Source organism: Bordetella trematum (assembly GCF_900078335.1).
GTDB classification, from domain to species: domain Bacteria; phylum Pseudomonadota; class Gammaproteobacteria; order Burkholderiales; family Burkholderiaceae_B; genus Bordetella; species Bordetella trematum.
Genome location: NZ_FKBR01000023.1, coordinates 1 through 24,819 on the forward strand (window position 1 = coordinate 1; position 24,819 = coordinate 24,819).

Consider the following 24,819-nt stretch of genomic DNA (forward strand, 5'->3'; position numbering starts at 1 on the left):
AGAACTCCTTAATGAGAAAATTCTACTTCTGATTCCCCCGTTTTTTAGGGGGCATTACCGGGCGATGGCTGCCTGCGGCCTGTTTTCTTACCTTGCTACAGGAGTGTGAGTCATGTCTTCTCTTTCAGGAAAAACGGCGCTCGTGACCGGCGCCAGCCGGGGAATCGGCGCAGCCATTGCGCGTGCGCTGGCAGGTCAGGGCGCCGATGTGGCGCTGACCTACGGGACATCGAAAGACAAAGCCGAAGCCGTTGCAGCCGAGATCCGCGCGCTGGGTCGCCGGGCCGAGATTCTTCCGCTCGAGGCGGCAGATGCGGGGCAGGTCGCAGCCGTGGTGGATCAGGCTGCCGCCGCATTGGGCCGCCTGGATATCCTGGTCAACAATGCGGGCAACTTTCATACCGGCACCATCGATCAGCTGACCCTGGAAGATTATGAGCGGACGTTCTCCGTCAATATGCGCGCCGTCTTCGCCGCTACGATGCAGGCGGTCAAGTATTTGCCGGATGGCGGGCGCATCGTGTCGATCGGCAGTTGCCTTGCGCCGCGCGCCGGGCGGGCTGGCATCAGCCTGTATGCGGCCAGCAAGGCCGCCCTGGTGGGTTTCACCAAGGGAGTCGCGCGCGATCTGGGCGCGCGCCGCATTACGGTCAATGTGGTTCAGCCGGGCCCGACGGACACGGATATGAATCCGGCCGACGGGCCTCACGCCCAGGCGATGCGCGCCATTCTCGCGCTTCCCGGCTATGGCCAGCCAGAAGACGTAGCTGCAATGGTGGCGCATCTGGCCGGCGAGGGTGGCAACTACATTACCGGCGCGCTGATCGATGTCGACGGCGGGTTCAATGCCTGAGCGCCGGGGCGGCAATGCTGCCTTGAACCAGCTACCTACCCACCGGTATTTTGCTACATCGCCTTTATACCGCCGCAGGCCTTGGTGGCGGCGGTAAATGAAGGCGGCGAGGGCTATCAGCACAAGGCCGGGGCCGCGAGCTGATAGCCCTCGGCCCCGGCGGTCTCAGCCGGCTTGCCGGAAGGCCGGCTGGGCGGTGAAGCGGCTGATGTGGTGGTCGCGATCGCCGAACAGGGTGTTGATCACCGTCAGTCGTTTGAACATATGGGCTGCCGGCAGTTCGTTGGTGACGCCGATACCGCCGTGCAGTTGCACGGCCTCCTGGCCGACGGCCCGGCCCGCCTGCGCGATGCGGGCCTTGGCGGCCGATACATAGCGGCGCCGCTCTTCGGGGGATGCCGAGTCGTAGCGGCCTGCGGCGAGCATGGTGATGGAGCGCGCCTGTTCTGCGTGGATCAGCATGTCGGCCATGCGGTGCTGCAGCGCCTGGAAGCTGGCGATGGGCACGCCGAACTGTTTGCGCAGCTTGGTGTAGCTGACCGTGGTTTCAATCAGGCTGTCGATCAGGCCTACGGCTTCGGCGCACAGCAGTACGCAGGCGTAGTCGGCAGTGGCATCCAGCAGGTCCCAGCCTTTGCCCTCAGCGCCCACGAGCGTACCCGGTGTGTTGTCCAGACGGATGTCGGCGGCGCGCAGGTTGTCGATGCTGCGGTAGTCCTTGATCTGCAGGCCGGGCGCGTTGCGGTCCACGAGGTAGAGCGAGATGCCGTCTGTGTCGGCCGTCTCTGCGTGCGAGCGCGCCGACACGAGCAGCCAGTCAGCCTGCGCGCCGTGGGTGATGACGCACTTCTCGCCGCTCAGCCGGCCCTGGCTGGCGCGGGTCCGGACCTCATTGAGCTGATAGCGCGAACGGGCTTCGTTGAAGGCCGCAGCCAGCTTCAGGCTGCCGGCGGCGACCTGGCTCAGGACAGCGCCATGGCCGCCGGCCCGCTGCAGGGCGTGGGCGGCAATGACGGTTGCCTGGTAGGGCTCTACGATCATCGCCGGCGCCAGCGCTTGCTGCACGGCCATCATATCGACGGCTGAGCCGCTGAACCCGCCGTGCTCGCTGTCGATGGGCAGGGCCATCAGCCCCAGTTCGGCCAGGGCGCGCCAGGCGCCATCGTCATGTCCCTGCGGCTGGCGCAGGTAGCGGCTGCGGCTGTCGAAATCGTAGTCTTTCTCGATGAACCTGCCGATCGCGGCGGTCAGCTGCTTTTGTTCGTCGTTCAGATCGAAGTTCATGCTGCGGCTTCCTCACAATCCCAGGATCATTTTGCTGATGATGTTGCGCTGGACCTCGTCCGAGCCCCCGTAGATGGAGGTCTTGCGGTAGTTGAGGTAGTAGGCCGCCAGCGCTGCGGCCTCGTCGTAGCCGGTGACGGCATGCTCGTTCTCGCCGTCCAGATAGGCCGTGTCGAACGGCTGGGCGTAGGGGCCGACGGCATCCATCATGAGTTCGGTCAGGCGCTGCTGGACTTCGACCGCCTTGATCTTCAGCATGGAGGTCTCGGGGCCTGGGCCCTTGCCGGCGGTCTCGCCGGAGACGATGCGCAGGACGGTCATCTCCAGGGCCATGAGTTCGATTTCCAGTTCGGCCACCTTGGCGCCGAAGACGGGGTCGTGCAGCAGAGGCTGGCCGTCTTTCTGCTCGCGCAGGGCGATGCGCTTGAGGAAGGCCAGTTCTCGCTTGCAGGCGCCCAGCCGCGCGATGCCGGTCCGTTCGTAGCCCAGCAGCACCTTGGCGTAGGTCCAGCCGCGATTCTCCTCGCCGATGCGGTTCTCGACCGGCACCCGCACGTTGTCAAAGAAGACTTCGTTGACCTCGTGGTCTTCGTCCAGCGTCAGGATGGGGCGCAGCGTGATGCCGGGCGTGGCCATATCGATCAGCAGGAAGGTGATGCCGGCCTGCGGCTTGGCCTCGGGGTCGGTGCGCACCAGGCAGAAAATCATGTTGGCGAAGTGCGCCAGCGTGGTCCATGTTTTCTGTCCGTTGACGACATAGAAGCGGCCGTCGGGCGTGAGTTCGGCGCGAGTTTTGAGTGAGGCCAGATCGGAGCCGGCGCCGGGCTCCGAGTAACCCTGGCACCACCAGTCGGTGCAGTCGCGGATGCGCGGCAGATATTGCTGCTGCTGCGCTTCGTTGCCGAACTTCATGATGACCGGCGCCACCATGGAGGCCCCGAAAGGCAGTATGCGCGGGGCGCCGGCGCGCCCGCATTCCTCGTCCCAGATATGTCGCAGGGTAGCGTTCCAGCCGGTGCCGCCGAATTCGACCGGCCATTGCGGCGTGGACCAGCCCTGGGCTGCCAGAATGCGGTGCCAGCGGGCCTGATCCTCGCGCGACAACCGCAGGTGGCCTTGCACCTTGGCGCGGATGTCGTCGGGCAGATTGGCTTGCAGCCAGGCGCGCATGCCGGCGCGAAAGGCCTCTTCCTGCGCGGTGTAGTTCAGATCCACATCAGTCTCCTTTTCCCTTGTGCCGTTCTGCGACGGCATGGATGGACAGCCGGGGTCCGGCGGGCGGCCCGGCGCATCCGGGCCGCCCGGGCCGCGTCAGCGCAGATGGGCGATTTCAGGCGCCATGTCGCCGCGTGCGCGGAAGTGGTCTTCGATATAGGCCGGGCTGACGGCCTCGATCGTGCTCGGATTCCAGGCCGGGTTGCGGTCTTTGTCGACCAGCACGGCGCGGATGCCCTCGGCCAGGTCGGCCTGCGCGCAGCAGCCCAGCGAAGCCCAGTACTCGACCCGGAACACCTCGGCCAGCGACATGCGCTTGCAGCGGCGCAGCAGTTCCCAGGTCAGTACGATGGAGCTCGGGGCGCCCTTGTTGAAGGCAGTGACCGCGCCTTGCAGCCATTTGTCTTCGCACTGGAAGGTGCGCATGCGCTGGGCGATGTCCAACAGGTCGTCGCCGGCGAACAGGGCGTTGATGGTGTCGTAGTGTTCCAGCAGGCGGGACGGGGGCTGGGTGGCCTGGCTGCCGGCGTCCAGCAGCAGGCGCGACAGGATGGCGTGGTTGTCCTGGGCGCTGGCGCTCCAGGTCTGGGCGGCAATGGCGTCCAGCACGGCGGCCTTGTCCTGATGCGGCACGTAGAAGTCCGCCAGGCCGGTGAAGATGGCGTCGGTGGCGTTGATGATGGCCGCCGTCAGGCCCAGGAACAGGCCGGTCTTGCCCGGCGCGCGGCCCAGGAACCAGGTGCCGCCCACATCGGGGTACAGGCCGATGTTGATCTCCGGCATGGCCAGGCGGGTGCCGTCGGTGACCACGCGGTGCGAGGCGCCCACCAGCAGGCCGACGCCGCCGCCCATCACGATGCCATGCCCCCAGCACAGCAGCGGCTTGCCATAGTTGTGCAGCAGATGATCGAGCTCGTACTCTTCGCCGAAGAAGCGTTCGGCGTACTCGTTGCGCGCGCCGCCGACTTCCAGCAGGGTGTCGTACAGCTGGCGCATGTCGCCGCCGGCGCAGAAGGCTTTCTCGCCCGCGGCATCGAGCAGCACGCCGGCAATCGAGGCATCGGCCTGCCAGGCGCGCAGCTGGGGCGTCATGTCGCGCACCATCTGCATGGACAGTGCATTGAGCGAGGCCGGCACGTTGAGGGTGGCCACGCCGAAGAATTTATCCTGGCCGGCAGGGATCGTTGAAAACTTGACCACGGGTTCTTGCATCTTGCGTCTCTTCCAGGTTGATTCAAAAGTGGGGGTTCCGGCTTATCGATAGCGTCGGATGAGCCATTCGACCACACATGCGGGCTTGTCGGCGCCTTCCTGCTCCAACGCAATCTTCCAGGCGAACTGATAGCCGTTCTCGCCCACGGGCGTGGCGTCCATGAGGGTGGCGCGCGCACGGATTGCCGTGTCCGAGAGTACCGGAGCCATGAAACGCACCTTGTTCAGGCCGTAGTTCACGCCGGTGCTGGGCTCCTTGATCTCGAAGATACCGGCCATCAGTTTCGGCACCAGCGACAGCGTCAGAAAGCCGTGGCTGATGGTGCGCTTGAATGGGCCTTTGGCGGCGCGCTCCACGTCGACGTGGATCCATTGCATGTCGCCGGTGACTTGCGCGAACTGGTCGATATCCGCCTGGGTGATGGTGAGCCAGTCGCTCACGCCCACTTCTTCGCCCTTGCGGGCGATCAGGTCTTCCAATGTCTTGAATTCGATCATGTCGTGTCTCCTCGTTGGCTTATTTTCCTTGGAAGCGAGGCTTGCGTTTCTCACGGAAAGAGGCCATGCCTTCGCGGCCATCTTCGCTGCCTGCAATCTGTTCGAGCTGCGCTTTCTGCGGGTAGAAGGTGTCCATGGGGCTGCGTGCCAGCGTTTGTTGGGCGATGGCCTTGATCTGCTGCACCACCAGGGGGGCATTGGCAGCGATCCTGGCGGCCAGCTGCATGGCTTCGTCACGTTGCGCGCCGACTTCGCAGACCGTGTTGACCATACCCAGTTCGCGGGCGCGGGTCGCGCCCATCACGTCGCCGGTGATGGCCCATTCCAGGCCGGGGCCATACGGGATCTTCTTCGGAAAGCCGCCCATGACGCCCTGGAACAGGCCGACCTTGGCTTCCGGGTAGATGAAACGGGTGGACTCGGAGGCGATCACGATGTCCGAGTACAGGGCGATGGTGGCGCCGGCGCCGACCACCAGGCCGCTGACCGCAGCGATGATGGGCTTGTTGCAGGGCACCGAGAGGTTGGGCACCGCTGTCCAGATGTCGCCCGGCATGTCGTGCACGTCGGAGCCTACGCTGAAGGCTTCGTCGCCGGCGGCGGTGAGCACCGCCACACGGTCATCGGAGCGCGCGAAATCGCGCCAGGCCTGGGCCATGCCTTCGACCACGGCGCGGTTCAAGGCGTTCTTCTTGTCCGGACGGTTGATCGTGATGAGCAGCACGCCGCCGCTGGATTCGCATTGGATTTCCATGGTGTTCCCCTTCCATTCGTTGTGATGACCTTGCGCGCGCTGAAAGCGCGGGATACTTGCTTTTCTGAACCTCGCTGCCGCGGCGGGCGGCGTGCCCGGCGGGCATGCCCGTGGGGGCGCGCCGGTCTTATGGCGGCGGGGCGTGTCCGGCTGCGGCCAGGGTGTTGCGCCGGGTGGCCGGATAGAGCGCTGTCATGGGCGTGTTCCTCCTTGGTGTTTGCCGGGCGGCCTTTGCAAAGGCTCTGTGCAGGCCGCGGGCGTGTCGCCTTGGCGGCCGGGGGGCGAATTCACTATGGTGCAGGCCCGGCACATGCTCAATTGAGATTAAGTTCAATGGCGTGCCGGCCGTCGACGGGTGTTTTGCGATGCTAGCTGGCGGTCGGCATGGCGAACTCGGCGCCCGGCTCGGTGTCCTCGGGCCAGCGCTGCATGATGCTCTTCTGGCGGGTGTAGAAGCGCACGCCCTCTTCGCCATAGGCATGCATGTCGCCAAAGAGCGATTGCTTCCAGCCGCCGAAGCCGTGCCAGGCCATGGGAACGGGGATGGGCACGTTGATGCCCACCATGCCCGCTTCGATGCGGCGGCCGAACTCGCGCGCAGTCTGCCCGTCGCGGGTGTAGCAGGCCACGCCGTTGCCATAGGCGTGGGCGTTGATGAGCTCGACCGCCTGATTGAAGTCGGCCACCCGCAGGCAGGACAGCACCGGCCCGAAGATTTCTTCCTGGTAAATGCGCATCCCGGGCGTGACGTGATCGAACAGCGTGCCGCCGGTGAAGAAACCGTCCTCGTGGCCTGGGACGCGGTAGCCGCGGCCGTCGACCAGCAGGGTCGCGCCTTCCTGCACGCCCAGGTCGATGTATTGTTCGATGCGTTCGAGCGCCTGGCGCGTGACCACCGGGCCCATCTCCGCATCCGGCTCCATGCCGTTCTTGATCACCAGTTCGCGGGTACGCGCAGCCAGCCGGGGCAGGATGCGCTCGGCCACGTCGCCCACCAGCACGGCGACCGAGATGGCCATGCAGCGCTCTCCTGCCGAGCCGAAGGCCGCGCCGATCAGGCCATCGATCGCCTGATCGATATTGGCGTCGGGCATGATGACCATATGGTTCTTCGCGCCGCCCAGGGCTTGCACCCGCTTGCCCTGCCGGGCGCCGGTTTCGTAGATATAGTTGGCGATGGGGGTCGAGCCGACGAAACTCACGGCCTTGACGCCGCGATGATGCAGCAAGGCATCGACCACGACTTTGTCGCCCTGAACCACGTTGAAGACCCCGTCGGGCAGGCCGGCCTGCTTGAGCAGGTCGGCCATGAACAGGGCGGCCGAGGGGTCGCGTTCGCTGGGCTTGAGAATGAAGCAGTTGCCCGTGGCGATGGCCACGGGGAACATCCAGCACGGCACCATGCACGGAAAATTGAAGGGGGTGATGCCGGCCACCACACCCAGCGGCTGGCGCAGCGTCCAGTTGTCCAGACCGGTGGAGACCTGGTCGCTGAAATCGCCTTTGAGCAACTGCGGCACGCCGCAGGCGAACTCGATGATGTCGATGCCACGGGTCACTTCGCCGGCGGCATCGCTGAGTACCTTGCCATGCTCGGCGGTAATGATGGCGGCCAGTTCATCGCGATGTCGATTCATCAGCTCCAGGAACTTCAACATGATGCGGGCGCGCCGGATCGGCGGCGTGTCGGCCCACTTGGGAAAGGCCGCCTGGGCGGCCGCCACGGCCGCCTCGACATCCTCTGGCGTACCCAGCCGCAGCTGGCGCGTCACCGCGCCGGTGGCCGGGTTGAAGACCGGCTGCGTACGTGTGCCCTGGCCGGCGTGTCGCTGTCCGCCGATGAAGTGCGTGACCTCGCTGGATTGGGTATAGGGCGCCACCATGGAACTCTCCTGTCAGGGCAGGGCGCAAGGGACCTGCCGCGTTATCGATGTCTGCAGTGTAGGGAGGGGGGGCGCCTGCCGGTAGCGGGATGACGCCGAACCCACTGTTCACGAAAACAAGCTACTGGCATGCTATAGATACGAGACAGTCCCGCAACGAGAACAACCACCAGGAGGTCAGGGCGTGCGCAAGGAGAAGGTCGAGGAACTGTGGGGCCATCTGCATCGGCTGACGGTATTGCATCAGCAGGGCAGCTTCAGCAAGGCGGCCGCCCGCCTGGGGATCAGCAAGGCCTCCATGAGCCAGCACATCACCGACCTGGAGCGCGCCGCCGGCGTGGCGCTGGTGCGGCGCAGTACCCGCAGCGCCAGCCTCACCGATGCCGGTCGTCAACTGGTGGAGTCCATGCGCGGTGCTTTCGAGCAGATCGCAGCGGGCTATGCCGACGTTCGCGATCTGGCCGGCGAGCCGCGCGGCCATCTGCGCGTGACCGCGCCGGTGGCCTTCGCACGTCAGCAACTGGTGCCGCGTCTGGCGGGCTTTCTGCGCCAGTATCCGCAGATCCGGCTGGAGCTGGATATGTCGGATCGCCTCAGGCCGCTGGCCGAGGAAGGGTTCGATATTGCCGTGCGGCATACGGCTGCGCCGCCCGAGACCCACGTGGCCTGGACCTTGTCGGCTACGCGCAGTCTGCTGGTGGCGAGTCCGGCCTATCTGAGCGCGGCGGGCATGCCGCAGACGCCGCAGGCCCTGTGCACCCACGCCTGTCTGCACTACCCCCGGCGGCAAGGCCAGGCGACCTGGACCTTCGTGGCAGCGGATGCCGCCGCCACGTCGGCTCCCCACGGCGATCCGGTGACGGTGGCCGTGTCGGGGCCGCTGGCCGTCAACAACAGCGAGGCGCTGCGCGACGCCGCGCTCGATGGCATGGGCATCGCGCTGGTCCCGGACTTTAGCGCCCAGGCCGCCCTGGACGATGGGCGCCTGATCGAGGTGTTGCCGCAATGGCGGGCCGCGGGCGTGTTCGGTGAATGGCTGTATGCGATCCGCCCGTATTCGGCGCATGCGTCGCGCGTTTCGCAGGTGTTCGTGGATTTTCTGCGCACCGCATTTGCCGATGGCTTCGCCAGCAAGACGGCCCGCCGGGAGTAGGGCGGGGTTTCAGTTGCCCAGCAACAGCTCCTTGCTGCGCTTGGCTTCCAGCCAGAAGGCGCGCGCCACCGGAGAGAGCTTGTTTTCGTTCAGACAGGCCAGGCCGATGCTGCGTCGCGTGGACGGCGTGAGCGGCACGAAGGCCACGCCCGGATAGGCCTTGGGCAAGGCGAGCCGCGCCAGTATGGAAACTCCTTCGCCGCGCGACACCAGTTCCAGGATCGACATCAGTTGCAGCAGTTCGTGATGGATGTCGGGCTGATAGTCGTAGCGGGCGAAAAGCCGCAGGATGAGTTTCTGCGATCCCGCCAGCGTCATGATGAAGGGGTAGCGCACGATCTCCGACAGGTCGACCGTATCCTGGCGGGCCAGTTCGTGCCTTTCGGGCAGGACGGCCACCAACTCGTCGATGGCCAGCGGCACGGTCTCGAAGTCGCGCTTGGGCAGGGTGACGGCGGCGATCTCGACCCGCCGCTCGATGATGTCCTGGGTGGTTTCGTCATCCGGGCGCTCTTTCACCAGCACTTTGACGCCTGGGTACTTGGCGCGGAACTGTTTGAGCACCGGCGGCAGCGCGTGCAGCGATGCGCTGGCCCCGAAGGAGCCGAGCTTGAGCAAGCCCGTCTTGAGTTCGGCTCCCGAGCGGGCCGTCGCCTCGACCAGTTGCAGGGATGTGAACACATCGCGCACATGGGGCAGCACCTGTTCGCCGGGATAGGTCAGGGCCAGCCCTTGCTGGGTTTTCTCGACCAGCGTGGTCCCCAGGATTTCTTCCAGCGCCCGCAGTGCATGGCTGGTGGCCGAGGGCGTCATGCCGAGCTTGGCGCCTGCGCTGGCGATGCCGTCGGAGGCCGCCAGGGTCAGCAGGAGTTCCAGCTGTTTAAGAGTGGGGGCAATGCGCTTTGACCTGTTTGACATGGGTGCCGCTTACCCCGTTGGCGAGGTTTTTGATTATCGGAAAATCAGCAAGGCATATCGCACCTTGTTGAGATTAGTCTCACGTGGGAGCCAGGTCAACGAAGCGCAGCCTTAATGATGCACTTCAATCTGCTTGTTTTCCCTAGATACTGGAAAACCATGAGACGGCATTTTCTTGTGGATTTTCTTATTTCGAAAAACGATTTCCGAAGCCTGCCGTCCGATCGTTAGGATGTCTTCTCGAATTGGCTGAATGCTTGCTGCATGCGGCTCTCGGGGCATTGAACAGCGTCGTTCCCGTTTCTGGAGAGCCGTGCAACTGGTACGGCGTGCGCACGATGCCTGGACGCTGCATGCCTTATCTCGCTGTCACATTGCCGAATGAAACTAGGGATAACGCTGGTATGGCCCCGGGCTTGAAGGCAAATTCAATTGGATATGTTGAAAAAGGGCTTATATCTTGTAATCAAGGACGGGCTCGCAGAGCTGTACGCCGAGCAGGTGTTCCTTAAATAACTAGAAGGAGACATGAGGTGAAAAAGAATATTGTCATCGCCCTGCTGGCCGGCGTTGCTGCGGTAAGCAGTGCTTATACGTACGCAGCCGACGCCTTTCCCAACAAGCCGATCCGCCTGGTGGTCAATTTCGGCGCCGGCGGGTCTACCGATATCGCCGCGCGCATTGTCGCCAAGAAGCTGGCGTCCATTCTGGGCCAGGGGGTGGTGGTCGAGAACCGCTCCGGTGGCGGCGGCACGATCGGGCCGTCCTATCTGGCCAAGCAGGAGCCGGACGGATACACCATCGGCCTGACCGCCCAGGGCGCGATCGCCACGGCGCCCTGGATGTACAAGGTGACCTATGACACGGATGACTTTGACTACATCGGCGCATTCAGCAAGTACCGCTATGTGTTCATCGTCAATGCTGACTCGCCTTACAAGAACATCCAGGATGTGGTCGATGCGGCCAAGAAGTCGTCCAAGCCGCTGCTGTTCGGCACGCCGGGGCCGCAGACGAACTTTGTCTTTCCCATGCTGACCAAGCAGACTGGCGCCGAGTTCGAGCAGGTGCTCTACAAATCCGGCATGGATACCACCGTGGGCGTGGCGTCCAATCAGGTGCCGATGGCGGTGGTGATCTCACCGGAAGCCTGGCCGCAGATGCAAGCCGGCAAGGTGAGGATGATCGCATCGGCGACCGGCTCGCGCTGGTCGGAGTATCCGGACGTGCCGACGGTGGCGGAGCAGGGTTTCGATGCCACTATCGAAGGTTATCTCGCACTGGGCGCGCCCAAGGGCGTGCCGGCGCCGGTGTTGGCCAAACTGCGCGATGCGGTGGAGCAGACGATGGCCGATGAGTCGGTGCGCAAGGAGATGGAGCGCGCCGGCATGGAAGCCGCCTACATGAAAGGTCCGGAATATGGCGAGTTGATGCGCAAGGAGAAGGCCAAGGCCAAAGTGTTGATCCAGGAGCTCGGCCTGGCGGTTCAGGACTGAGCTGGATGCGCGCGCCCCGCGGGCGCGCGCATTGCCCCGGTTGTGCCCGGATGACCGGGCGTGGTCAGGCCAGGCCGACGTGTTCGCGCGTGGCGCGCTGGGGCCGCTGGATGCCGTTCTGGGCCAGGGTGCGCTCCAGCAGCTGCTCGTAGATGGGCTTGCCGCCGATCCATTGTGCGGTCAGGTTGGCAGCCAGGCAGGTTGCGATCAGCGGCAGGGTCATGTTGTAGGCGCCGGTCAGTTCCAGGGCGAGCGCCACGCCGACAATGGGCGCGCGCACCGAAGCGGTGAACAGGCCGCCCATGGCCGCGACGGCGAAGGCGATGGGGATGTCCGGCACGGACGGCGCCAGCGCCTCCACGACACCGCCAAAAGCCATGCCGATGCAGGTGGCCAGCGCCAGGATGGGCGCGAAGATGCCGCCGGGCACACCGCTGGAGTAGCTGCCGACCAGCGTGACGAAGCGCAGGCAGGCCAGCGCCAGCAGCAACATCAGGCCAGGGCTGTTGCCGACCAGACGCATGATGACGTGCTCGCCGCCGGTGACAGCGAAGGGCAGCGCGACGAACAGCGCGCCGATCACCAGACCGGTGATGGCGGGGAAAAGATAGGGCACGCGGGCATGCAGGCGTGCGGCGAAGGCGCCCGTCCAGAGCAGGCTTTTATTGAGCCACACGCCCACGAAACCAAGCACGCATCCCAGCACGGCAAAGGCAGCCAGCATCGGCAGGGGCTGGTCGGCAAGCGGCGGCATGGACAGGTCGGGGGCGGTGCCGCCGATGGCCTGCGAGGCGATCACCGAAAGCAGGGCCGCGGCGATCACGCCCATGTAGGTGCGCAGCGTGTAGGGAAACTGGCGATGGGTTTCTTCGACGACGAACAGCACGGCTGCCAACGGTGCATTGAAGGCGCAGGCCAGGCCGGCCGCCGCGCCGGCGGCAAGCAGGCCGCGGCGTTCCGGCACGCTGGTCTTGAAGAAATCGGTGAAGGCCGCGCCCAGCGAGGCGCCGATATGGATGGTGGGCCCTTCGCGGCCCAACACCAGCCCGGAAGACAGCGCCGTGATGCCCATGACGAACTTGACCGGCAGCACCCGCCGCCAGTGCACCACCCGCAGACCCTCCATCGCGCCTTCGACCTCCTGTACGCCGCTGCCGCCAGCCTCCGGCGCCACGCGGCGGACCACGTAGGCTGCCAGCAAGGTGCACAGCATGGTGATGAGGGCCACGCTGATGACCAGCGCCGTGCCGTCGAGATGGGCGGAGAGCCAGACGGGCCAGCTCAGCAGCGCGTCGATGATGAGGTGAAAGTAGGAGCCCACGACGCCGGTCAACAGGCCGGTCAGGGCGGCGATCGCAATAAAGCGGGCCTGCGCCGACTTGCTGCCGGCATTGCCCAACTGTTGGCTCGGGTCTTGCATCGTGGCGGGGGCGGCGTTGTCCGCGCTGGCCCGCCCCGGGCTTTTTTCTTGTGTCATTGACAACCCTTATTCCTGCCTGACTTGTCTGTGGCACGCGATGGTTCGTCTGGTGTCGGCGAACCGGGCAGGCTTGCATGCCTTGCGGTGCGAGCCGGGAGATGGCCGCCAGGGGCGGCGGCGCCGTTGCCGGCCGGCTCGACATGGCCGCAGATTGTAGCAAGGCAGAGGAGGCGGCTGTACGGATCAGTCCAGAATGCGCCGGCGGCGGAGGCCGGCTTACTGGCGCCGGAATGGGGCAATAGGGGCATCGATCCGGGCGCACCCGGCGATGGCACAGGGCAGATAAGCGAATGAAACGGGTGGTGGTGCAACGGGTCGGCCTGCTGGCGGGATGGGCGGTGATGGCGGCGTGCCCGGCACAGACGGCGGGCGCCTGGCGCAAGGTCTCGGATGCGCAGTTCGACAGACAGCATGTGTTTTCGATGCTGCCGCAGGAAGCCGAGCCCGGCAGTCGTTGGCTTGCCTATGATGCGCATGCGCATCGCCTGGTGTGCTGTCTGGTCGTGGGCGGCAAGGCCCTGAGCAAAGCCCAACTGGAAAGTGATTACGCGATTCCAGGGCCGTGGGTCACGGATCTGATCAACGGCTGGAACCTCGACGCGGCGCCCTACCGGCCGCAGGTCCAGCCGCTACGGGGGCAGGGGGAATATGCCGGGTATGAATTCAAGGAGCCGGATCAGGCGCTGGGCGGCCTTTTGCTGCCGATGGGCGCGACCGCCGCAAGCGGACCCGCCAGCCTGACGCTGGAGGGCCGCGTCTTTGCCGTCGGGCAGTCGGGCCGTTCGCTGGCCGATGATGACGGCGGCGTGGTGCTGTACCGTCTGCGCCCATCCGATGGCGGACCGGCGCTGCAGGTCGAAATCCGCTTTGGCATCTATTGACGTCCAAGCCGGCGCCAGCGGCCGGGCCGGTATCATCTCGCCCTGACCGAATCACCGAGACGCCGGGATCCAGATGAGCGGGATGCCACAAAGCCAGCACGCACCGCCGAGCCAGGAGGACAGGCTGTTGTCGCACCGCTGCGGCCGCGGCAGGGGGCTGGCTGCCCGCTTCGGCGTCGCGGTCGCGCTGCTGCGGGTGGTCCGCGCCATCTCCGGCAGCGAGTCATATGCCTATCTTTACCGTATTGGCGGCGGGTTGCTCTTTCGCGAGACACAGCCCGTGATGACGTTATGAGGGCGCCGCGGGGCGGCGCTGCAAGTATTTTTCAACTGATTGAAGAAGAGGAGTTTGTAATGTGGAGTAGCAAGGTAAGCCTGGAGAGCCTGACCGAGATGCAGCCGGGTACGCTGCCGGGCACGTTCGGCCTGCGGCCGGTAGCCGTTTCCGAAGGTCGCATGACCATGGAAATGGAGCTGCAACCCTGGATGATGGCGCCTAACGGCTATCTGCACGCGGCGGCCCACATCACGCTGGCCGACACCTGTGCCGGTTACGCTACGCGTGCCCATATGCCCGACGGGGCCAAGGGGTTCACCACGCTGGAGTTGAAGTCCAACTTCCTGGGCACCGCCCGCGAAGGCGTGTTGCGCGTGGAGGCGGTGGCCGAGCACCTGGGCCGCACCTCGCAGGTCTGGTCGGCCACGGTGTTCGACAGCAACGGCCGCAAGCTGTCGCTGTTTCGCTGCTCGCAGATCATTCTCTGGTGAGGCTTGCGGTCCGTCCGCCGCACGGCGCGGGCGGACCGTTCACGCCATCGGGGCCACCGCTGCCCCGACGACGTCGCTGCAAGCCGGCATCGCGCGTACCGGGAACGCCCCGGGGGTTGCCGTCAGGGCAGCCCCGGGGCGTTGTGTCATTGGAGCGTAGCCTTGAATTGTTCCATCCGGTCTTTCTCGCGCGCATAGGCCTGGGTGGCATAGGCGGTCAGTTCGGCGGGACTGCGGTAGCTTTCCGGTTGGTTGAGCTGTTCGAGCACGCGCTTGCCCGCAGGCGAGGCGAGTGCTTGTCGGAAGGCATCGTGGATGATCTGCACCTGTTGCGCGGGCAGATCCTTGGGGCCGGCGATGCCATAGGGAGAATCGATGACGCTGTCCACGCCCAGTTCGCGCAGCGTGGGGACGTCGGGGAACTGGCGGGAGCGCTCGGGGGTGAACATGACCAGATAGCGCAGATGGCCTGAGCGGATGTAGGTCGAGGCGACCCCCGACAGCACGCCCGCATCGATATGCCCGCCCATCAGGTCCTGGGCCTGTTCGGAGTCGCCTTTGTAGGGGGCGCGTATGACATCGAGGCCGGTTTGCTGTGCCAGTTCACCGAGCACGATGTTGGGCGTCTGCACCGGCCCGGCCGCGCCGATGGAAATCTTGCCGGGACGTTTCCTGGCGTCCTCGACGAAGTCCTGCCAGGTCTGCCATGGCGCATCTTGCTTGACGGCCAGGCCAAAGGTGTAATCCGACAGGCCGATGACATAGGTGAGTTTCAGCGGATCGAAATGAACGCGGTTCAGATGGGGTTCGCGGTAGACCGAGGCGGGTATCACCGCCAGGGTGTAGCCATCCGGCCTGGCGTGGGCCAGTTCGGCTGCGCCGAAAGTGCCATTGGCGCCGGGTTTGTTTTCCACGATGATGGGCTGACCCAGTGTGGCGGAGGCTTCCTTGGAAACCATGCGCAGGTGGATGTCCGTGGGACCGCCCGCGCCGTAGGGCACGATCAGGCGGATGGGCTTGGCGGGATAGCCTGCGGCCTGGGCGGTGGTCGCGCCCAGAGGCAGGGCGGCGGTCAGCAGCGTCAGCAGAAGCCGGGATACGGAGCGGGCGGAATAGCGCATGGTTGTCTCCCTGGTAGGGTTGTGTTGCTGCGAGAGCACTCTTTTTGTGGGGGTGGGGTGTGAGGCGGGCCTTCTGATAAGAAATATCCGGGCGGCGGGCGGGGGCCGGGGCCAAAGCCCGGGGGGGGGGCGTGGGGATACCGGACCATTCTCGAAAGCGTTGCGCTCTCTGTCCAATATCGAATACCTTGCGGTGAAGTTGGCACAGGATATCGAAGGCCGGTTCGGTCAAAAGGCACTGACCGCCGATCTGGCTGGCGGGCGCCAGGTCGTGGCGCCATGCGACATATGCGGCGCACAGGCTGTTTTGCAGTCCGGGCGGGCGGAAGGCTAGAATAAGGGCAGTTTTTCACCAAGGATTTTCGTCATGCGCCATTGATGCCGCCGTCTCCCCGACGGCCAGTCTCCACCTACCCCCGACCGAGCAGGGGGAGCTCTTGGCATCCCTGGAATGACACATGACGAATCCCTTTCTCACGCTGGAAGGCGTGTCCTGCGTTCTGCCGGACGGCAGAACTCTGTTTTCCGATCTCAACGAACACTTCGACCTGCGCCCGACCGGGCTGGTCGGGCGCAATGGCGCGGGCAAGTCGGTGCTGGCGCGCATGCTGGCGGGCCTGCTGCAGCCCAGCGCCGGGCGCTGCCTGCGTTCGGGCAAGGTGTTCTATCTTGCGCAGCAGGTCGCGCCTGGGCCGCAGGCGACGGTGGCGGCATTGGCTGGCCTGCAGGCACCGCTGGCCGCGCTGGCGCGCATCGAGGCTGGCAGCAGCGATCCTGCCGATTTCGACTGCCTCGATGAGCGCTGGGATCTGGCCCAGCAATTGACCCAGGCGCTGCAACGCTCTGGCCTGGGCCATCTGGATGCTACGACGCCGGCCGCGCGCCTGAGCGGCGGTGAAGCCATGCGCGTCAGCCTGCTGGCGGCTGAGATGTCCGGTGCGGATTTTCTGGTGCTCGATGAGCCCAGCAATCATCTGGACGCTTCCGCGCGCGGCGCACTGATCGAGCACTTGCAGGCCTGGCGCGGCGGCCTGCTGGTGGTCAGCCATGACCGGCAGCTGTTGCAGGCGATGACGCGCATCGTAGCCCTGTCGTCGTTGGGGCTGCGCAGCTATGGAGGCGACTTCTCGTTCTATGAGGCATGCCGGCAACAGGAGCGTGAGGACGCGCTGGCCGGGCTGGCGCAGCGCAAGCAGGAACGCCGGCGTCAAGAGCAGGCCTTGCGCGAGCAGCAGGAGCGCCAGGCGCGGCGTCAGGCACGCGGCCACCGCCATGGGCAGCAGGCCAATCAGGCCAGCATCCTGCTGGACCGCCAGAAAGAACGCAGCCAGGCGTCGGCCGGGAAACTGCAGCAACGGCAGGCTGCGGCGCGCGAGCAGTTGACGCAGCGCGTGCACGCCGCTGCGCAACGCATCGCCGACGAGGCCGAGATCGTGCTGCACGCCTTGCCGGTGGCGGCCTTCGTGCCACGCCAGGTGGCGGCGCTGGAGCAGGCGGTGCTGCCAGGGGTGCGCGGCGCGACACGCTGCATCGACCTTGCCCTGCACGGGCCGCAGCGCATCGGCGTGAGCGGGCCCAATGGCTGCGGCAAATCAACCCTGCTGCGGGTGCTGGCGGGGCGCCAGGCGCTCTTGCAGGGGCGCAGTCAGCGCTGGGTGCCGGGGCTGTACCTCGACCAGCGTCTGGAGAGCCTGGCGCCGCAGCTGTCGGTGCTGGCGCAGTTGCAATCGGCCAACCCGAAAGCGTCACAGAGCGATGTACGCCAGTGGCTGGCTCATCTGGGGCTGGATGCGCAGCAGATTCAGGCGCCCAGCGGCATGCTCAGTGGCGGCGAGCGTCTCAAGGCGGCGTTGGCTTGTGTGCTGTACGCGGATCCTCCGCCACAATGGCTGCTGCTGGACGAGCCCAGCAATCACCTGGATCTGGCGTCGCTGGAGGCCTTGGAGGCCCTGTTGCGTCACTACCCGGGGGCCTTGATGGTGGTGTCGCATGACGAGACTTTCCTGGATCGCCTGGCGCTGACGCATCGTCTGCGCGCTGACGAGGCCGGCTGGCGCTTGTTGCCCTGTTAGGGCGGGGCGTCTCGGATGCCAGAGGCGTCCAGGACGGCGGCAGCCTGCTGCGCAATGGCCAGGGCGTGGCCGGCGCTTTCGCCGTCTTCGAGATGCCATAGGGCGGACAGCCCGGTCCAGGCGAGCACCCAGCTGAGCAGGCGCTGCGGCTCCAGCGCAGCGGCCTCGCAGACCTGCCGCAGGCGCGCGTCGAAGGCGTGGCGGGCCAGCCCAGGCGCGCCTTCCGGGTTGCAGAACAGATTGGCATAGTCGAAACCGCGTTCGCCATACAGGCCCTTGGGGTCGATCGCCAGCCAGCCGGCTGCGCCGAAATCCAGCAGGTTGCCGTGATGCAGGTCGCCGTGCAGGGCGACCGGTTCGTGCGCGTTGTCCAGCAGGTTCTGCGCAGTATGCGCGCAGCGCGCCAGCAACTCAGAGTGGGCGCCGCCGCCCTGGATCAGCGGGGCAAACCATTGCGCCAGGGGTGTGAGGGCGGGCCGGGGCGCGGCGCGCGCTTGATGCAGTTGTGCGGCTGCAGCACACAAGCGGGCGGTGGCGTGGTGGTCGCCACCCTCGATCGCCATACGGGCGAGGCTTGCGCCGTGGGGGGCGCGCGCCATCAGCAAGGCGTGCGCGTCGTGGGCGAATACCGGCGCCGCGCCGGCGCCCGCCCACCAGGCCATCAGTGCGCCGGCCTGTTGTTCCTGCGGGTCTTCAGACAGCTTGAGCATGGCGGGCTGGCCGCGCCAGCGCACCGGTTGCAGGCAGCTGGTACGCGAACGCAACATCGCGCTATCGGGGGTAAGGCGCCAGCGGCGCAGATAGTCGTCGAGCATCATGCGGTCCGGGCGGCGACGGCGGCGAGCAGATCATCCGGATGGACCATCAGGGCCCGGGCGCGCTGACGGTGGCGGTCCATGTTGAGCACGCCCTGCCAGCGCGGCGCGGCGCGCAACTCGTGCCACAGCGGGGCGAGCTGCCGGCAGTCGGGGGCGAGGCCATCGGTCCATTGGCTGGCATAGGCCAGGCTGGCCGGCGCGCTCAGCAATTGCATGCGGCTGGCGGGGTTCAGGCCCGGCAGGGAGTCCGGGTCGGGCGGCGCGTCGCTGCAATAAAGCACCCGCGAAGCGATGGTCTGTGGTTGCGTGGGCAAGTGGTGCAGACTGAGCCCCCGCAGGCTGACCAGGCCTTGCTGGCTGGCGAAGGCATAGTCGCGATCCGGTTCGGCTCCGGCCAACAAGCGCAAGCCTCGCAACAGGCGCGGCAGGTCGGTGGTGGCTGCATCCAGTGAAGCTTTGGCCTCGACAATCAAGGCAATGTCCCAGGACGATGTCGTCTCCAGGCCTGCCGGGTCGCGACGCAGGAGTACAGCGTCCCATTCGGTCTTGGCATGATCTGCCGCTCTCGACAAGGCAGCCGGCACCCGCAGCGAGGTAACCACGCGGTGCCTGCCCGGATTGCCCTGGTCGAGGTAGTCGGCCAATGCCTGCAGCGCCTGGGCCGCGCGGATTTCGACAGCCAGGCCGCGCTCATGGGCCAGCTGCGCCTGGGCGGCTGCCGCAGGGCTGCCCGGACGCGGTCCCTGGAGGTCGCGCAGCGCTTCGTAGCGCAGCACGTCGTCTTGCAGGGCCAGACGCTGCAAGCGTTGCAGTCGTTCGAGCGCTTCGTCATGGGTCAGCCGCAACAGGCTATGGGCCAGTGTGGGATCCGATGCCGCGGTCTGCAGGCCGGCGAGTCGGGCGAGCCCGGCGGCCACGGCCTGCCAGTCTTCCCGGCTGGCTTGCGCGTGCAATTGCGCCAGCGCCTGGCGCAGGGCGGGCGGGCCGTGGCGTGGCGGCTTGGCCGGATGTGCGATGGCGTCGATGCGGGTGCGCAGGCGGCGGCGGTCGCCGCCCTGCTGGCGCAGCAGGGCGAGATAGTCGCGCAGGATCTGCGAGCGCTGTTCCAGCAGCAGCGCCTGGAAGGCCGGCTCGCCGCCTTGCGGCGCAAGCGCCTCGTGGATGAGCTCGGCCAGCGCCTGGCAGAAGACCGGCTCCAGGGAGTCGGCCGCCTGGGCTGCGGCATCGCCATCCTGCAGCGCGGCGATGCAGCGCGCCAGCCTCGTGGCCGCTTGCGTCGAGGCGGCCGGGGCAGCGGCAGCGGCGGCTGCCCCGGCATAGCGCCTGGGCAGCGCTTGGAGAAAATCAGCGAGAAGGTCGGCGTCGTCGGGCATGGCGGAGCGGCGGTTCGCGCCGGGCAGTCGAGGCTGCCGGCGGGCGTCAGGCTGTGATGGTAGCCTGCGCCCGCAAGCCGGGCCAGCCGCCTCCCGGCTTCAGCCCACGCGGCGCGCCAGTTCCGGCGAACGCAGCGAGTCCTCATAGGCGCGGCGCAGCGTGTCGGGGTCGGCCTGGCCGGCGGCGATCTGGTTGAGCGCCGCCTTCATGGAAGCCATTGCGCCGCTGGCGTTGTCCAGCAGGCTCTGGACATAGCTGTCTACCGCGCTGTCCAGCTCGGTGGGTTCGACCAGATCGGTCAGAAAGCCGATGCGCAGCATTTCCTCGGCATGGATGGTGCGCGCGGTCAGGAAGAGTTTCTTGGCCGCGGGCAGGCCGAGGTTGGCGACGTAGCGGCGCAAGCCGCCAGGGTAATAGTGCAGGCCGAAGCGGGCCGCCGGCATGAACAGGCGGCTGCCGCGCACGCCGATGCGAAAGTCGCAGCACAGCGCCAGGTCCGTGGCGCCGCCATAGACACTGCCGTTGAGCGCGCCGATGACGGGGATGGGCAGCGCCTCCAGCGTATCGAGCACGCGCTCGAAGCGGTCATCCAGCTCATGGCGGATGGCCGCCAGGGTATAGCCGGAACTGAATGTCTGCCGGCCGCTGCCGGTGAGCACCAGCACCCGCACCTGCGGATCGGCGGCCACCTGGGCCAGGTGCGCCTGCAGGATGGGCAGGTCGGCGGGGTCCAGCCGGTTGTGCTGGCGGGGCCGGCACAGGCGCAGCCGGGCCAGCGGGCCTTCGATGTCCAGTTCCGGCGCGCGGTCGTTGTCTTGTTGCATAGGGGTTTGCGTTGAGGAGGTCATCAGGCCGGCCCCATCAGGAGATCGGGCAGCCAGGTGGCGATGGCAGGGAAGATGGCCAGCAGCACAATGAACAGCAGCATGATCATCACGAAAGGCAGCGATCCCCACATGACTTCGCGCAGCGGCACCTGGGGAGCCACGCCGCGAATCACGAAGAGGTTCAGGCCCAGCGGCGGATGGATCAGGCCGATCTCCAGGTTGATGGTGAGCATCACGGCGAACCACACCAGGTCGATCTCGCTTTGCTGCAGCACCGGCAGCATGATGGGCATGCTCATCAGGATGACGGACACCGCAGGCATGAAAAAACCGGCCAGCAACAGGAACAGGTTGAGCACCAGAATCAGTTGCCAGTGGCTCAGCTGCCAGCCGAACATCCAGTCGGCCACGCTCTGTGTCACGTAGAGATACGACATCATGTAGGCATACAACGCCGCTGCGGCGATGATGAGCAGAATCATGCTCGACTCGCGCGTGGCGTCACGCATGATGGCCCACAGGTCTTTCAGGCGCAGCGAGCGGTACACCACTGCCACCAGCACCAGCGCCAGGAAGGCCGCGATGGCAGCCACCTCCGAGGGCGTGGCGAAGCCGCCGTACATGAAGACCGTGACCGCCACGATGATGCCCAGAAAGGGCAGGGTGCGCAGCAGGCCTGACAGCTTTTCGGCCAGCGTGTACGTCTCCGGCGGCGGAGCCTGGCGCGCGGCGATAGCGCGCTTGAGGCCGCTGCGGCTGGCGAACCAGGCATAGACCGCGAACAGCAGGATCAGGGCCAGCCCGGGGATCACGCCGGCCAGGAACAGGCGCGCGATGGAGGTGTGGGTGACGATGCCGTAAATGATGAAGGTGATGGACGGCGGGATCAGGATGCCCAGCGTGCCGCCGGCGGCGATGGCGCCGGTGGCCAGGCGCGCCGGCACGCCGCGCTTGAGCATTTCCGGGATGCCGACCTTGCCGATGGCGGCCGCGGTGGCGGGGCTGGATCCGCACATGGCCGAGAACAGTCCACAACCGAAAATGTTGGCGATCACCAGGCCGCCGGGCAGGCGACACAGCCAGCGATGCAGCGATTCGTACAGGTCGCGCCCGGCGCGCGACATGCCGATGGCCGCGCCCAGCACCACGAACATGGGCAACGTCAGCAGGGCGAAGTTGGACAGCTCGCCGATGAAGGTCTTGGCGACTGCCTGCAGCGCGCCCGGATCGCCGAAGATCGCCAGAAACCCGATCGCCACGGCGGTCAGGCCGAAGGCGATGGGGATGCCCGAAAACAGCACCACGAAGGTGATCACGAACAGCCAGGCGCCGATTTCCAGTTCAGTCATAGCGTTTCTCCAGGGGCAGGGCCGCGGCCTCGCGGCGCAGGCAGGGCCAGCGCATTTCCACCAGGTATTGCAGCGCCGTCAGGCCCATGCCCAGCGGCACGGCGGCATACTTGGGCCAGACCAGGGGTTGCCACACGCCCAGGGCGCGTTCGCCGCTGCGATAGGCGTCGATGGCCATGAGCAGCCCTGACCAGGCCAGGTAGAGGCAGACCGCGACCCCGACGGCCTGGGCGCTGAAGCGCAGCACCTCGCGGGCCCGGCCGGGCAGGATGTTTTCCAGCAATTCCATCTTGACGTGGCCGCCCGTGTAGAGCGTGTACGGCGAGCCCAGAAAGATGGCGATCACCATCATTTCGATGCTCATCTCCAGTTCCCAGGAGTTCTGGTAGCCCATGCCGCGCACCAGAACCATCCATGTCAGCACGCCGATGGCCGCCAGCAGCAAGGCGGCCGCCACCATGGCGCAAGCCATGCTGCAGCGTGTTATCCATTTTCCAAGCGTTGTCACCCCGGTCTCCTTGCGTTGTGAATGACGATGCAGAATCGCGCCGGCGCTCAGGGTTTGCGGGATTGTTCCAGCGCTTGCAGCAGGTCCTTGGCCGCGGGGCTGATGCTGGCGTACTCGGGCCAGGCGGTGCGTTTGGCCAGGGTCAGCCATTGGTCGAACTCAGGCTGGGTCATGGTGTGGATGCGGGCGCCGGCCTTGCCGAAAGCGGCCAGGGTTTCCTGCTTGACCTTGATCTGTTCGGCGTTGAAGGCCTGCTGGGTGCTGGCGGCGGCCTGTTCCAGGGTTTTCTGTTGCTGCGGCGTGAGTTTGTTCCAGACACGCATCGAGATGGCCAGCGGCTGGAAGACCACGAAGATTGTGTAGTCGCCGCCGATGGTGGCGTACTTGGTCTGTTCGTACAGGCGCATGCTGACGAAGGTTTCATACGACGTCATCAGGCCGTCGAGCACGCCGGTCTGCAAGGCGTTGTACAGCTCGGTCGACGGCATGGAGAACACCGAGGCGCCGGCGCTCTTGAGCATGGTGTCGATGCTGCGGTCGGCGCCGCGCATCTTCAGCCCCTTGACGGTGTCCGGCGCGCCGATTTCGCGTTCGCGGTTCGCAATGCCGCCTTCGGTCCACCACCAGGTCAGCAGGTGAAAGCCGTTGGCTTCGCACAGTTCCTGCAGCTTCTGCTCGAAGGCGGAGCCTTTCAGCTGCATGGCATCGTCGACGCTGCTGACGGCGCCGGGCAGGATGGTGATCGACAGCTCCGGCACCTTGCCCACGCCGTAGATGAGCGGGAAGATCGCCAGGTCGACCGTGCCGTCCTGCAGGGCGTCGATCTGCTTGACCGGATTGCTGATCAGCGAGGCCCCCGGGTAGATGCGGAACTTGAGCGCGGGGTCCAGGCGGCTGGCTTCGGCGGCGAAGGCGCGTGCGCCTTCGTCGCGCCCATCGCCGCGCGGCCATTGGTGCGAGAGTTTCATGGTCTGGGCCTGGACAGCGGCGCAGGCCAGCATCAGCAAGGGGGCGGCCAGCAGGCGGGAAAGATTGCGTTTCATGATATGTCTCCTCGGGGTCGTTGTTATCGCGGCGTGTCGGCGCACGCCTGGTGTTGGAAAACGACGCGATCGGCGCACAGCGCGTCGATGCGCGCGGCGGGCAGACCGTAGGCCTTGAGCACCTGGCGGGTGTGCTGACCGAAGAGGGGCGGCGCGCTGCGCACGCTGCCCTCGGCCAGCGCCTGCATGGTGATCGGCAAGGCCAGCTGGCGGATCTCGCCCAGCTCCGGGTGCTGGGCGGTTTCCACCATACGGCAGTGTTGCACCTGTGGATCCGCAAAGACATCGGCCAGGTTGTTGATGGGGCCGGCCGGGATGCCGCGCGCGATCATTTCGCGGGTCCAGTGCATGCGGGTGTTGCCGCGCAAGCGGCTTTCGATCAGGGCTTTCAGTTCGTCGCGATGCTGCATGCGCTCGGCGTTGCTGAGATAGCGCGGGTCATGGGGCGCGTCGGGCAACTCCAGCAGTTCGCACAGCCGCAGCCACATGTCCTGGGTGGCCGGGGCGAGATTCAGCGGGCCGTCGGCAGTCTCGAAGACGCCGTAGGGGGCAATCACGGGGTGGACGTTGCCGGTGGGTTGCGGCACTTCCTGCAGGCTTAGATAGCGCTGGCCCTGCACGCTCAACAAGCCCACCAGACTGGCCAGCAAGGAGGTCTGCACCTGTTGCCCGCGGCCGTCGCGCTGGCGTTCTATCCAGGCGGCCAGCACGCCCATGGCGGCCCACATGCCCGAAGTGAGGTCCCCGATGGCCACGCCCACCCGGGTCGGGCCGCTCTCGGGCATGCCGGTCACGCTCATCAGGCCCGAGTAGCCCTGCGCGATCTGGTCAAAGCCTGGCCAGTTGCCGGCCGGGCCGCTGCTGCCGAAACCGGTGATGGCGGCATAGACCAGGTCGGGCCGTTCGGCGGCCAGGCTCTCGTAGCCCAGGCCCATCTTCTCCATCGTGCCGGGCTTGAAGTTCTCGACCACGATATCGGATTCCAGGGCCAGTTCGCGCAGCAGGGTCAGGCCCTCGGGATGACGGAAGTCCAGGCCCAGGCCGAGTTTGTTGCGATTGCTGCTCAGGTAGTAGGCGCTGACGCCGCGGTCGAAGGGGCCCCATTGGCGGATCATGTCGCCGGTGGGGCCGGGCTCGACCTTCACGACTTCCGCGCCGAGGTCGGCGAGGATCATGGTACAAAAAGGGCCGGACAGGGCCCGGGTCAGATCCAGTACTCGCACACCTTCCAACGGCAATGCCATGCGTCGCTCCTGTGTCGGTTTCGGGGGCCGGGCCTGGCGGGGCGGGTCCGGCATGAGGGGCATCTTAG

Annotated in this window: 23 protein-coding genes; 7 read left to right on the plus strand and 16 right to left on the minus strand. The window is 66.3% G+C overall.

The window, feature by feature from the left end:
- Positions 1 to 112 precede the first annotated feature (112 nt).
- Positions 113 to 853 (plus strand): SDR family NAD(P)-dependent oxidoreductase, encoded by a 741-nt coding sequence (locus A7V84_RS11595; RefSeq protein ID WP_063492122.1) that lies wholly within the window; start codon positions 113 to 115, stop codon positions 851 to 853.
- Positions 854 to 1,018: 165 nt separating this feature from the next.
- Here A7V84_RS11595 and A7V84_RS11600 read toward each other — a convergent pair whose 3' ends face one another.
- The 6 genes from A7V84_RS11600 to A7V84_RS11625 all read right to left on the minus strand — a co-directional run bounded on the left by A7V84_RS11600 (position 1,019) and on the right by A7V84_RS11625 (position 7,699).
- Positions 1,019 to 2,137: an acyl-CoA dehydrogenase family protein gene (locus A7V84_RS11600; RefSeq protein WP_025517360.1), complete on the minus strand. Its 1,119-nt coding sequence runs from the start codon at positions 2,135 to 2,137 to the stop codon at positions 1,019 to 1,021.
- A 12-nt stretch (positions 2,138 to 2,149) separates the two neighbouring features.
- The gene (locus A7V84_RS11605; protein ID WP_063492123.1) at positions 2,150 to 3,352 is read right to left on the minus strand and encodes an acyl-CoA dehydrogenase family protein; all 1,203 of its coding nucleotides are present in this window, start codon (positions 3,350 to 3,352) and stop codon (positions 2,150 to 2,152) included.
- 96 nt (positions 3,353 to 3,448) lie between these two features.
- Complete coding sequence (locus A7V84_RS11610) at positions 3,449 to 4,564, minus strand: enoyl-CoA hydratase/isomerase family protein (protein ID WP_025517357.1); 1,116 nt, start codon at positions 4,562 to 4,564, stop codon at positions 3,449 to 3,451.
- A 42-nt stretch (positions 4,565 to 4,606) separates the two neighbouring features.
- Positions 4,607 to 5,062 (minus strand): MaoC family dehydratase, encoded by a 456-nt coding sequence (locus tag A7V84_RS11615; protein WP_025517356.1) that lies wholly within the window; start codon positions 5,060 to 5,062, stop codon positions 4,607 to 4,609.
- 19 nt (positions 5,063 to 5,081) lie between these two features.
- Complete coding sequence (locus tag A7V84_RS11620; protein WP_025517355.1) at positions 5,082 to 5,816, minus strand: enoyl-CoA hydratase/isomerase family protein; 735 nt, start codon at positions 5,814 to 5,816, stop codon at positions 5,082 to 5,084.
- Positions 5,817 to 6,184: 368 nt separating this feature from the next.
- On the minus strand, positions 6,185 to 7,699 hold the full coding sequence (locus A7V84_RS11625; protein WP_025517353.1) for a CoA-acylating methylmalonate-semialdehyde dehydrogenase: 1,515 nt from the start codon (positions 7,697 to 7,699) through the stop codon (positions 6,185 to 6,187).
- A gap of 184 nt (positions 7,700 to 7,883) precedes the next feature.
- Between A7V84_RS11625 and A7V84_RS11630 the strand changes: the two genes are divergently transcribed.
- Entirely contained in the window at positions 7,884 to 8,852 is a 969-nt protein-coding gene (locus tag A7V84_RS11630) for a LysR family transcriptional regulator (protein ID WP_063492124.1), read from the plus strand.
- A 9-nt stretch (positions 8,853 to 8,861) separates the two neighbouring features.
- Here A7V84_RS11630 and A7V84_RS11635 read toward each other — a convergent pair whose 3' ends face one another.
- Positions 8,862 to 9,770, minus strand: coding sequence for a LysR family transcriptional regulator (locus A7V84_RS11635; RefSeq protein WP_025517349.1), 909 nt, complete (start codon positions 9,768 to 9,770; stop codon positions 8,862 to 8,864).
- Positions 9,771 to 10,303: 533 nt separating this feature from the next.
- Between A7V84_RS11635 and A7V84_RS11640 the strand changes: the two genes are divergently transcribed.
- Positions 10,304 to 11,266 (plus strand): tripartite tricarboxylate transporter substrate binding protein, encoded by a 963-nt coding sequence (locus tag A7V84_RS11640; protein ID WP_025517348.1) that lies wholly within the window; start codon positions 10,304 to 10,306, stop codon positions 11,264 to 11,266.
- A gap of 64 nt (positions 11,267 to 11,330) precedes the next feature.
- Here the strand turns inward: A7V84_RS11640 and clcA are convergent, their stop codons facing one another.
- The gene (gene clcA, locus A7V84_RS11645; RefSeq protein ID WP_197669213.1) at positions 11,331 to 12,743 is read right to left on the minus strand and encodes a H(+)/Cl(-) exchange transporter ClcA; all 1,413 of its coding nucleotides are present in this window, start codon (positions 12,741 to 12,743) and stop codon (positions 11,331 to 11,333) included.
- Positions 12,744 to 13,036: 293 nt separating this feature from the next.
- Here clcA and A7V84_RS11650 point away from each other — a divergent pair, with 293 nt between their 5' ends.
- The 3 genes from A7V84_RS11650 to A7V84_RS11660 all read left to right on the plus strand — a co-directional run bounded on the left by A7V84_RS11650 (position 13,037) and on the right by A7V84_RS11660 (position 14,395).
- Positions 13,037 to 13,627: a hypothetical protein gene (locus tag A7V84_RS11650; RefSeq protein WP_063492125.1), complete on the plus strand. Its 591-nt coding sequence runs from the start codon at positions 13,037 to 13,039 to the stop codon at positions 13,625 to 13,627.
- A 127-nt stretch (positions 13,628 to 13,754) separates the two neighbouring features.
- Positions 13,755 to 13,922, plus strand: a complete 168-nt coding sequence (locus tag A7V84_RS11655; RefSeq protein WP_156507936.1) for a hypothetical protein — start codon at positions 13,755 to 13,757, stop codon at positions 13,920 to 13,922.
- Between the two features lie 59 nt (positions 13,923 to 13,981).
- Positions 13,982 to 14,395, plus strand: coding sequence for a PaaI family thioesterase (locus A7V84_RS11660; protein ID WP_025517342.1), 414 nt, complete (start codon positions 13,982 to 13,984; stop codon positions 14,393 to 14,395).
- Positions 14,396 to 14,541: 146 nt separating this feature from the next.
- Here the strand turns inward: A7V84_RS11660 and A7V84_RS11665 are convergent, their stop codons facing one another.
- A complete protein-coding gene (locus A7V84_RS11665) occupies positions 14,542 to 15,516 on the minus strand; it encodes a tripartite tricarboxylate transporter substrate binding protein (protein ID WP_025517340.1) in 975 nt (324 codons plus the stop codon).
- A 458-nt stretch (positions 15,517 to 15,974) separates the two neighbouring features.
- Here A7V84_RS11665 and A7V84_RS11675 point away from each other — a divergent pair, with 458 nt between their 5' ends.
- Positions 15,975 to 17,588: an ABC-F family ATP-binding cassette domain-containing protein gene (locus A7V84_RS11675; RefSeq protein ID WP_063492127.1), complete on the plus strand. Its 1,614-nt coding sequence runs from the start codon at positions 15,975 to 15,977 to the stop codon at positions 17,586 to 17,588.
- On the opposite strand, the gene A7V84_RS11680 is transcribed toward A7V84_RS11675, so the two are convergent.
- From A7V84_RS11680 to A7V84_RS11710, 7 genes are all read right to left on the minus strand, one after another.
- Positions 17,585 to 18,406 (minus strand): aminoglycoside phosphotransferase family protein, encoded by an 822-nt coding sequence (locus A7V84_RS11680; protein ID WP_082833011.1) that lies wholly within the window; start codon positions 18,404 to 18,406, stop codon positions 17,585 to 17,587. The genes A7V84_RS11675 and A7V84_RS11680 overlap by 4 nt on opposite strands.
- Complete coding sequence (locus tag A7V84_RS11685) at positions 18,403 to 19,779, minus strand: hypothetical protein (protein WP_063492128.1); 1,377 nt, start codon at positions 19,777 to 19,779, stop codon at positions 18,403 to 18,405. The genes A7V84_RS11680 and A7V84_RS11685 overlap by 4 nt, the downstream gene beginning before the upstream one ends.
- A gap of 99 nt (positions 19,780 to 19,878) precedes the next feature.
- Positions 19,879 to 20,604 (minus strand): enoyl-CoA hydratase/isomerase family protein, encoded by a 726-nt coding sequence (locus tag A7V84_RS11690; protein WP_025517334.1) that lies wholly within the window; start codon positions 20,602 to 20,604, stop codon positions 19,879 to 19,881.
- 23 nt (positions 20,605 to 20,627) lie between these two features.
- On the minus strand, positions 20,628 to 21,956 hold the full coding sequence (locus A7V84_RS11695) for a TRAP transporter large permease (protein ID WP_025517333.1): 1,329 nt from the start codon (positions 21,954 to 21,956) through the stop codon (positions 20,628 to 20,630).
- Positions 21,949 to 22,428, minus strand: a complete 480-nt coding sequence (locus A7V84_RS11700; protein ID WP_063492129.1) for a TRAP transporter small permease — start codon at positions 22,426 to 22,428, stop codon at positions 21,949 to 21,951. Before A7V84_RS11700 ends, A7V84_RS11695 begins: the two co-directional genes overlap by 8 nt.
- An 83-nt stretch (positions 22,429 to 22,511) precedes the next feature.
- On the minus strand, positions 22,512 to 23,507 hold the full coding sequence (gene dctP, locus A7V84_RS11705) for a TRAP transporter substrate-binding protein DctP (RefSeq protein WP_025517330.1): 996 nt from the start codon (positions 23,505 to 23,507) through the stop codon (positions 22,512 to 22,514).
- Between the two features lie 23 nt (positions 23,508 to 23,530).
- Complete coding sequence (locus A7V84_RS11710) at positions 23,531 to 24,751, minus strand: CaiB/BaiF CoA transferase family protein (protein WP_025517328.1); 1,221 nt, start codon at positions 24,749 to 24,751, stop codon at positions 23,531 to 23,533.
- Positions 24,752 to 24,819: the final 68 nt, after the last annotated feature.

Coding starts and splice junctions, on each gene's coding strand:
- A7V84_RS11595 (WP_063492122.1), top strand. CDS start 113: ATGTCTTCTCTTTCAGGAAAAACGGCGCTCGTGACCGGCGCCAGCCGG.
- A7V84_RS11600 (WP_025517360.1), bottom strand. CDS start 2,137: ATGAACTTCGATCTGAACGACGAACAAAAGCAGCTGACCGCCGCGATC.
- A7V84_RS11610 (WP_025517357.1), bottom strand. CDS start 4,564: ATGCAAGAACCCGTGGTCAAGTTTTCAACGATCCCTGCCGGCCAGGAT.
- A7V84_RS11615 (WP_025517356.1), bottom strand. CDS start 5,062: ATGATCGAATTCAAGACATTGGAAGACCTGATCGCCCGCAAGGGCGAA.
- A7V84_RS11620 (WP_025517355.1), bottom strand. CDS start 5,816: ATGGAAATCCAATGCGAATCCAGCGGCGGCGTGCTGCTCATCACGATC.
- A7V84_RS11625 (WP_025517353.1), bottom strand. CDS start 7,699: ATGGTGGCGCCCTATACCCAATCCAGCGAGGTCACGCACTTCATCGGC.
- A7V84_RS11635 (WP_025517349.1), bottom strand. CDS start 9,770: ATGTCAAACAGGTCAAAGCGCATTGCCCCCACTCTTAAACAGCTGGAA.
- clcA (WP_197669213.1), bottom strand. CDS start 12,743: ATGACACAAGAAAAAAGCCCGGGGCGGGCCAGCGCGGACAACGCCGCC.
- A7V84_RS11650 (WP_063492125.1), top strand. CDS start 13,037: ATGAAACGGGTGGTGGTGCAACGGGTCGGCCTGCTGGCGGGATGGGCG.
- A7V84_RS11660 (WP_025517342.1), top strand. CDS start 13,982: ATGTGGAGTAGCAAGGTAAGCCTGGAGAGCCTGACCGAGATGCAGCCG.
- A7V84_RS11665 (WP_025517340.1), bottom strand. CDS start 15,516: ATGCGCTATTCCGCCCGCTCCGTATCCCGGCTTCTGCTGACGCTGCTG.
- A7V84_RS11675 (WP_063492127.1), top strand. CDS start 15,975: ATGACGAATCCCTTTCTCACGCTGGAAGGCGTGTCCTGCGTTCTGCCG.
- A7V84_RS11680 (WP_082833011.1), bottom strand. CDS start 18,406: ATGATGCTCGACGACTATCTGCGCCGCTGGCGCCTTACCCCCGATAGC.
- A7V84_RS11685 (WP_063492128.1), bottom strand. CDS start 19,779: ATGCCCGACGACGCCGACCTTCTCGCTGATTTTCTCCAAGCGCTGCCC.
- A7V84_RS11690 (WP_025517334.1), bottom strand. CDS start 20,604: ATGCAACAAGACAACGACCGCGCGCCGGAACTGGACATCGAAGGCCCG.
- A7V84_RS11695 (WP_025517333.1), bottom strand. CDS start 21,956: ATGACTGAACTGGAAATCGGCGCCTGGCTGTTCGTGATCACCTTCGTG.
- A7V84_RS11700 (WP_063492129.1), bottom strand. CDS start 22,428: ATGGCTTGCGCCATGGTGGCGGCCGCCTTGCTGCTGGCGGCCATCGGC.
- dctP (WP_025517330.1), bottom strand. CDS start 23,507: ATGAAACGCAATCTTTCCCGCCTGCTGGCCGCCCCCTTGCTGATGCTG.
- A7V84_RS11710 (WP_025517328.1), bottom strand. CDS start 24,751: ATGGCATTGCCGTTGGAAGGTGTGCGAGTACTGGATCTGACCCGGGCC.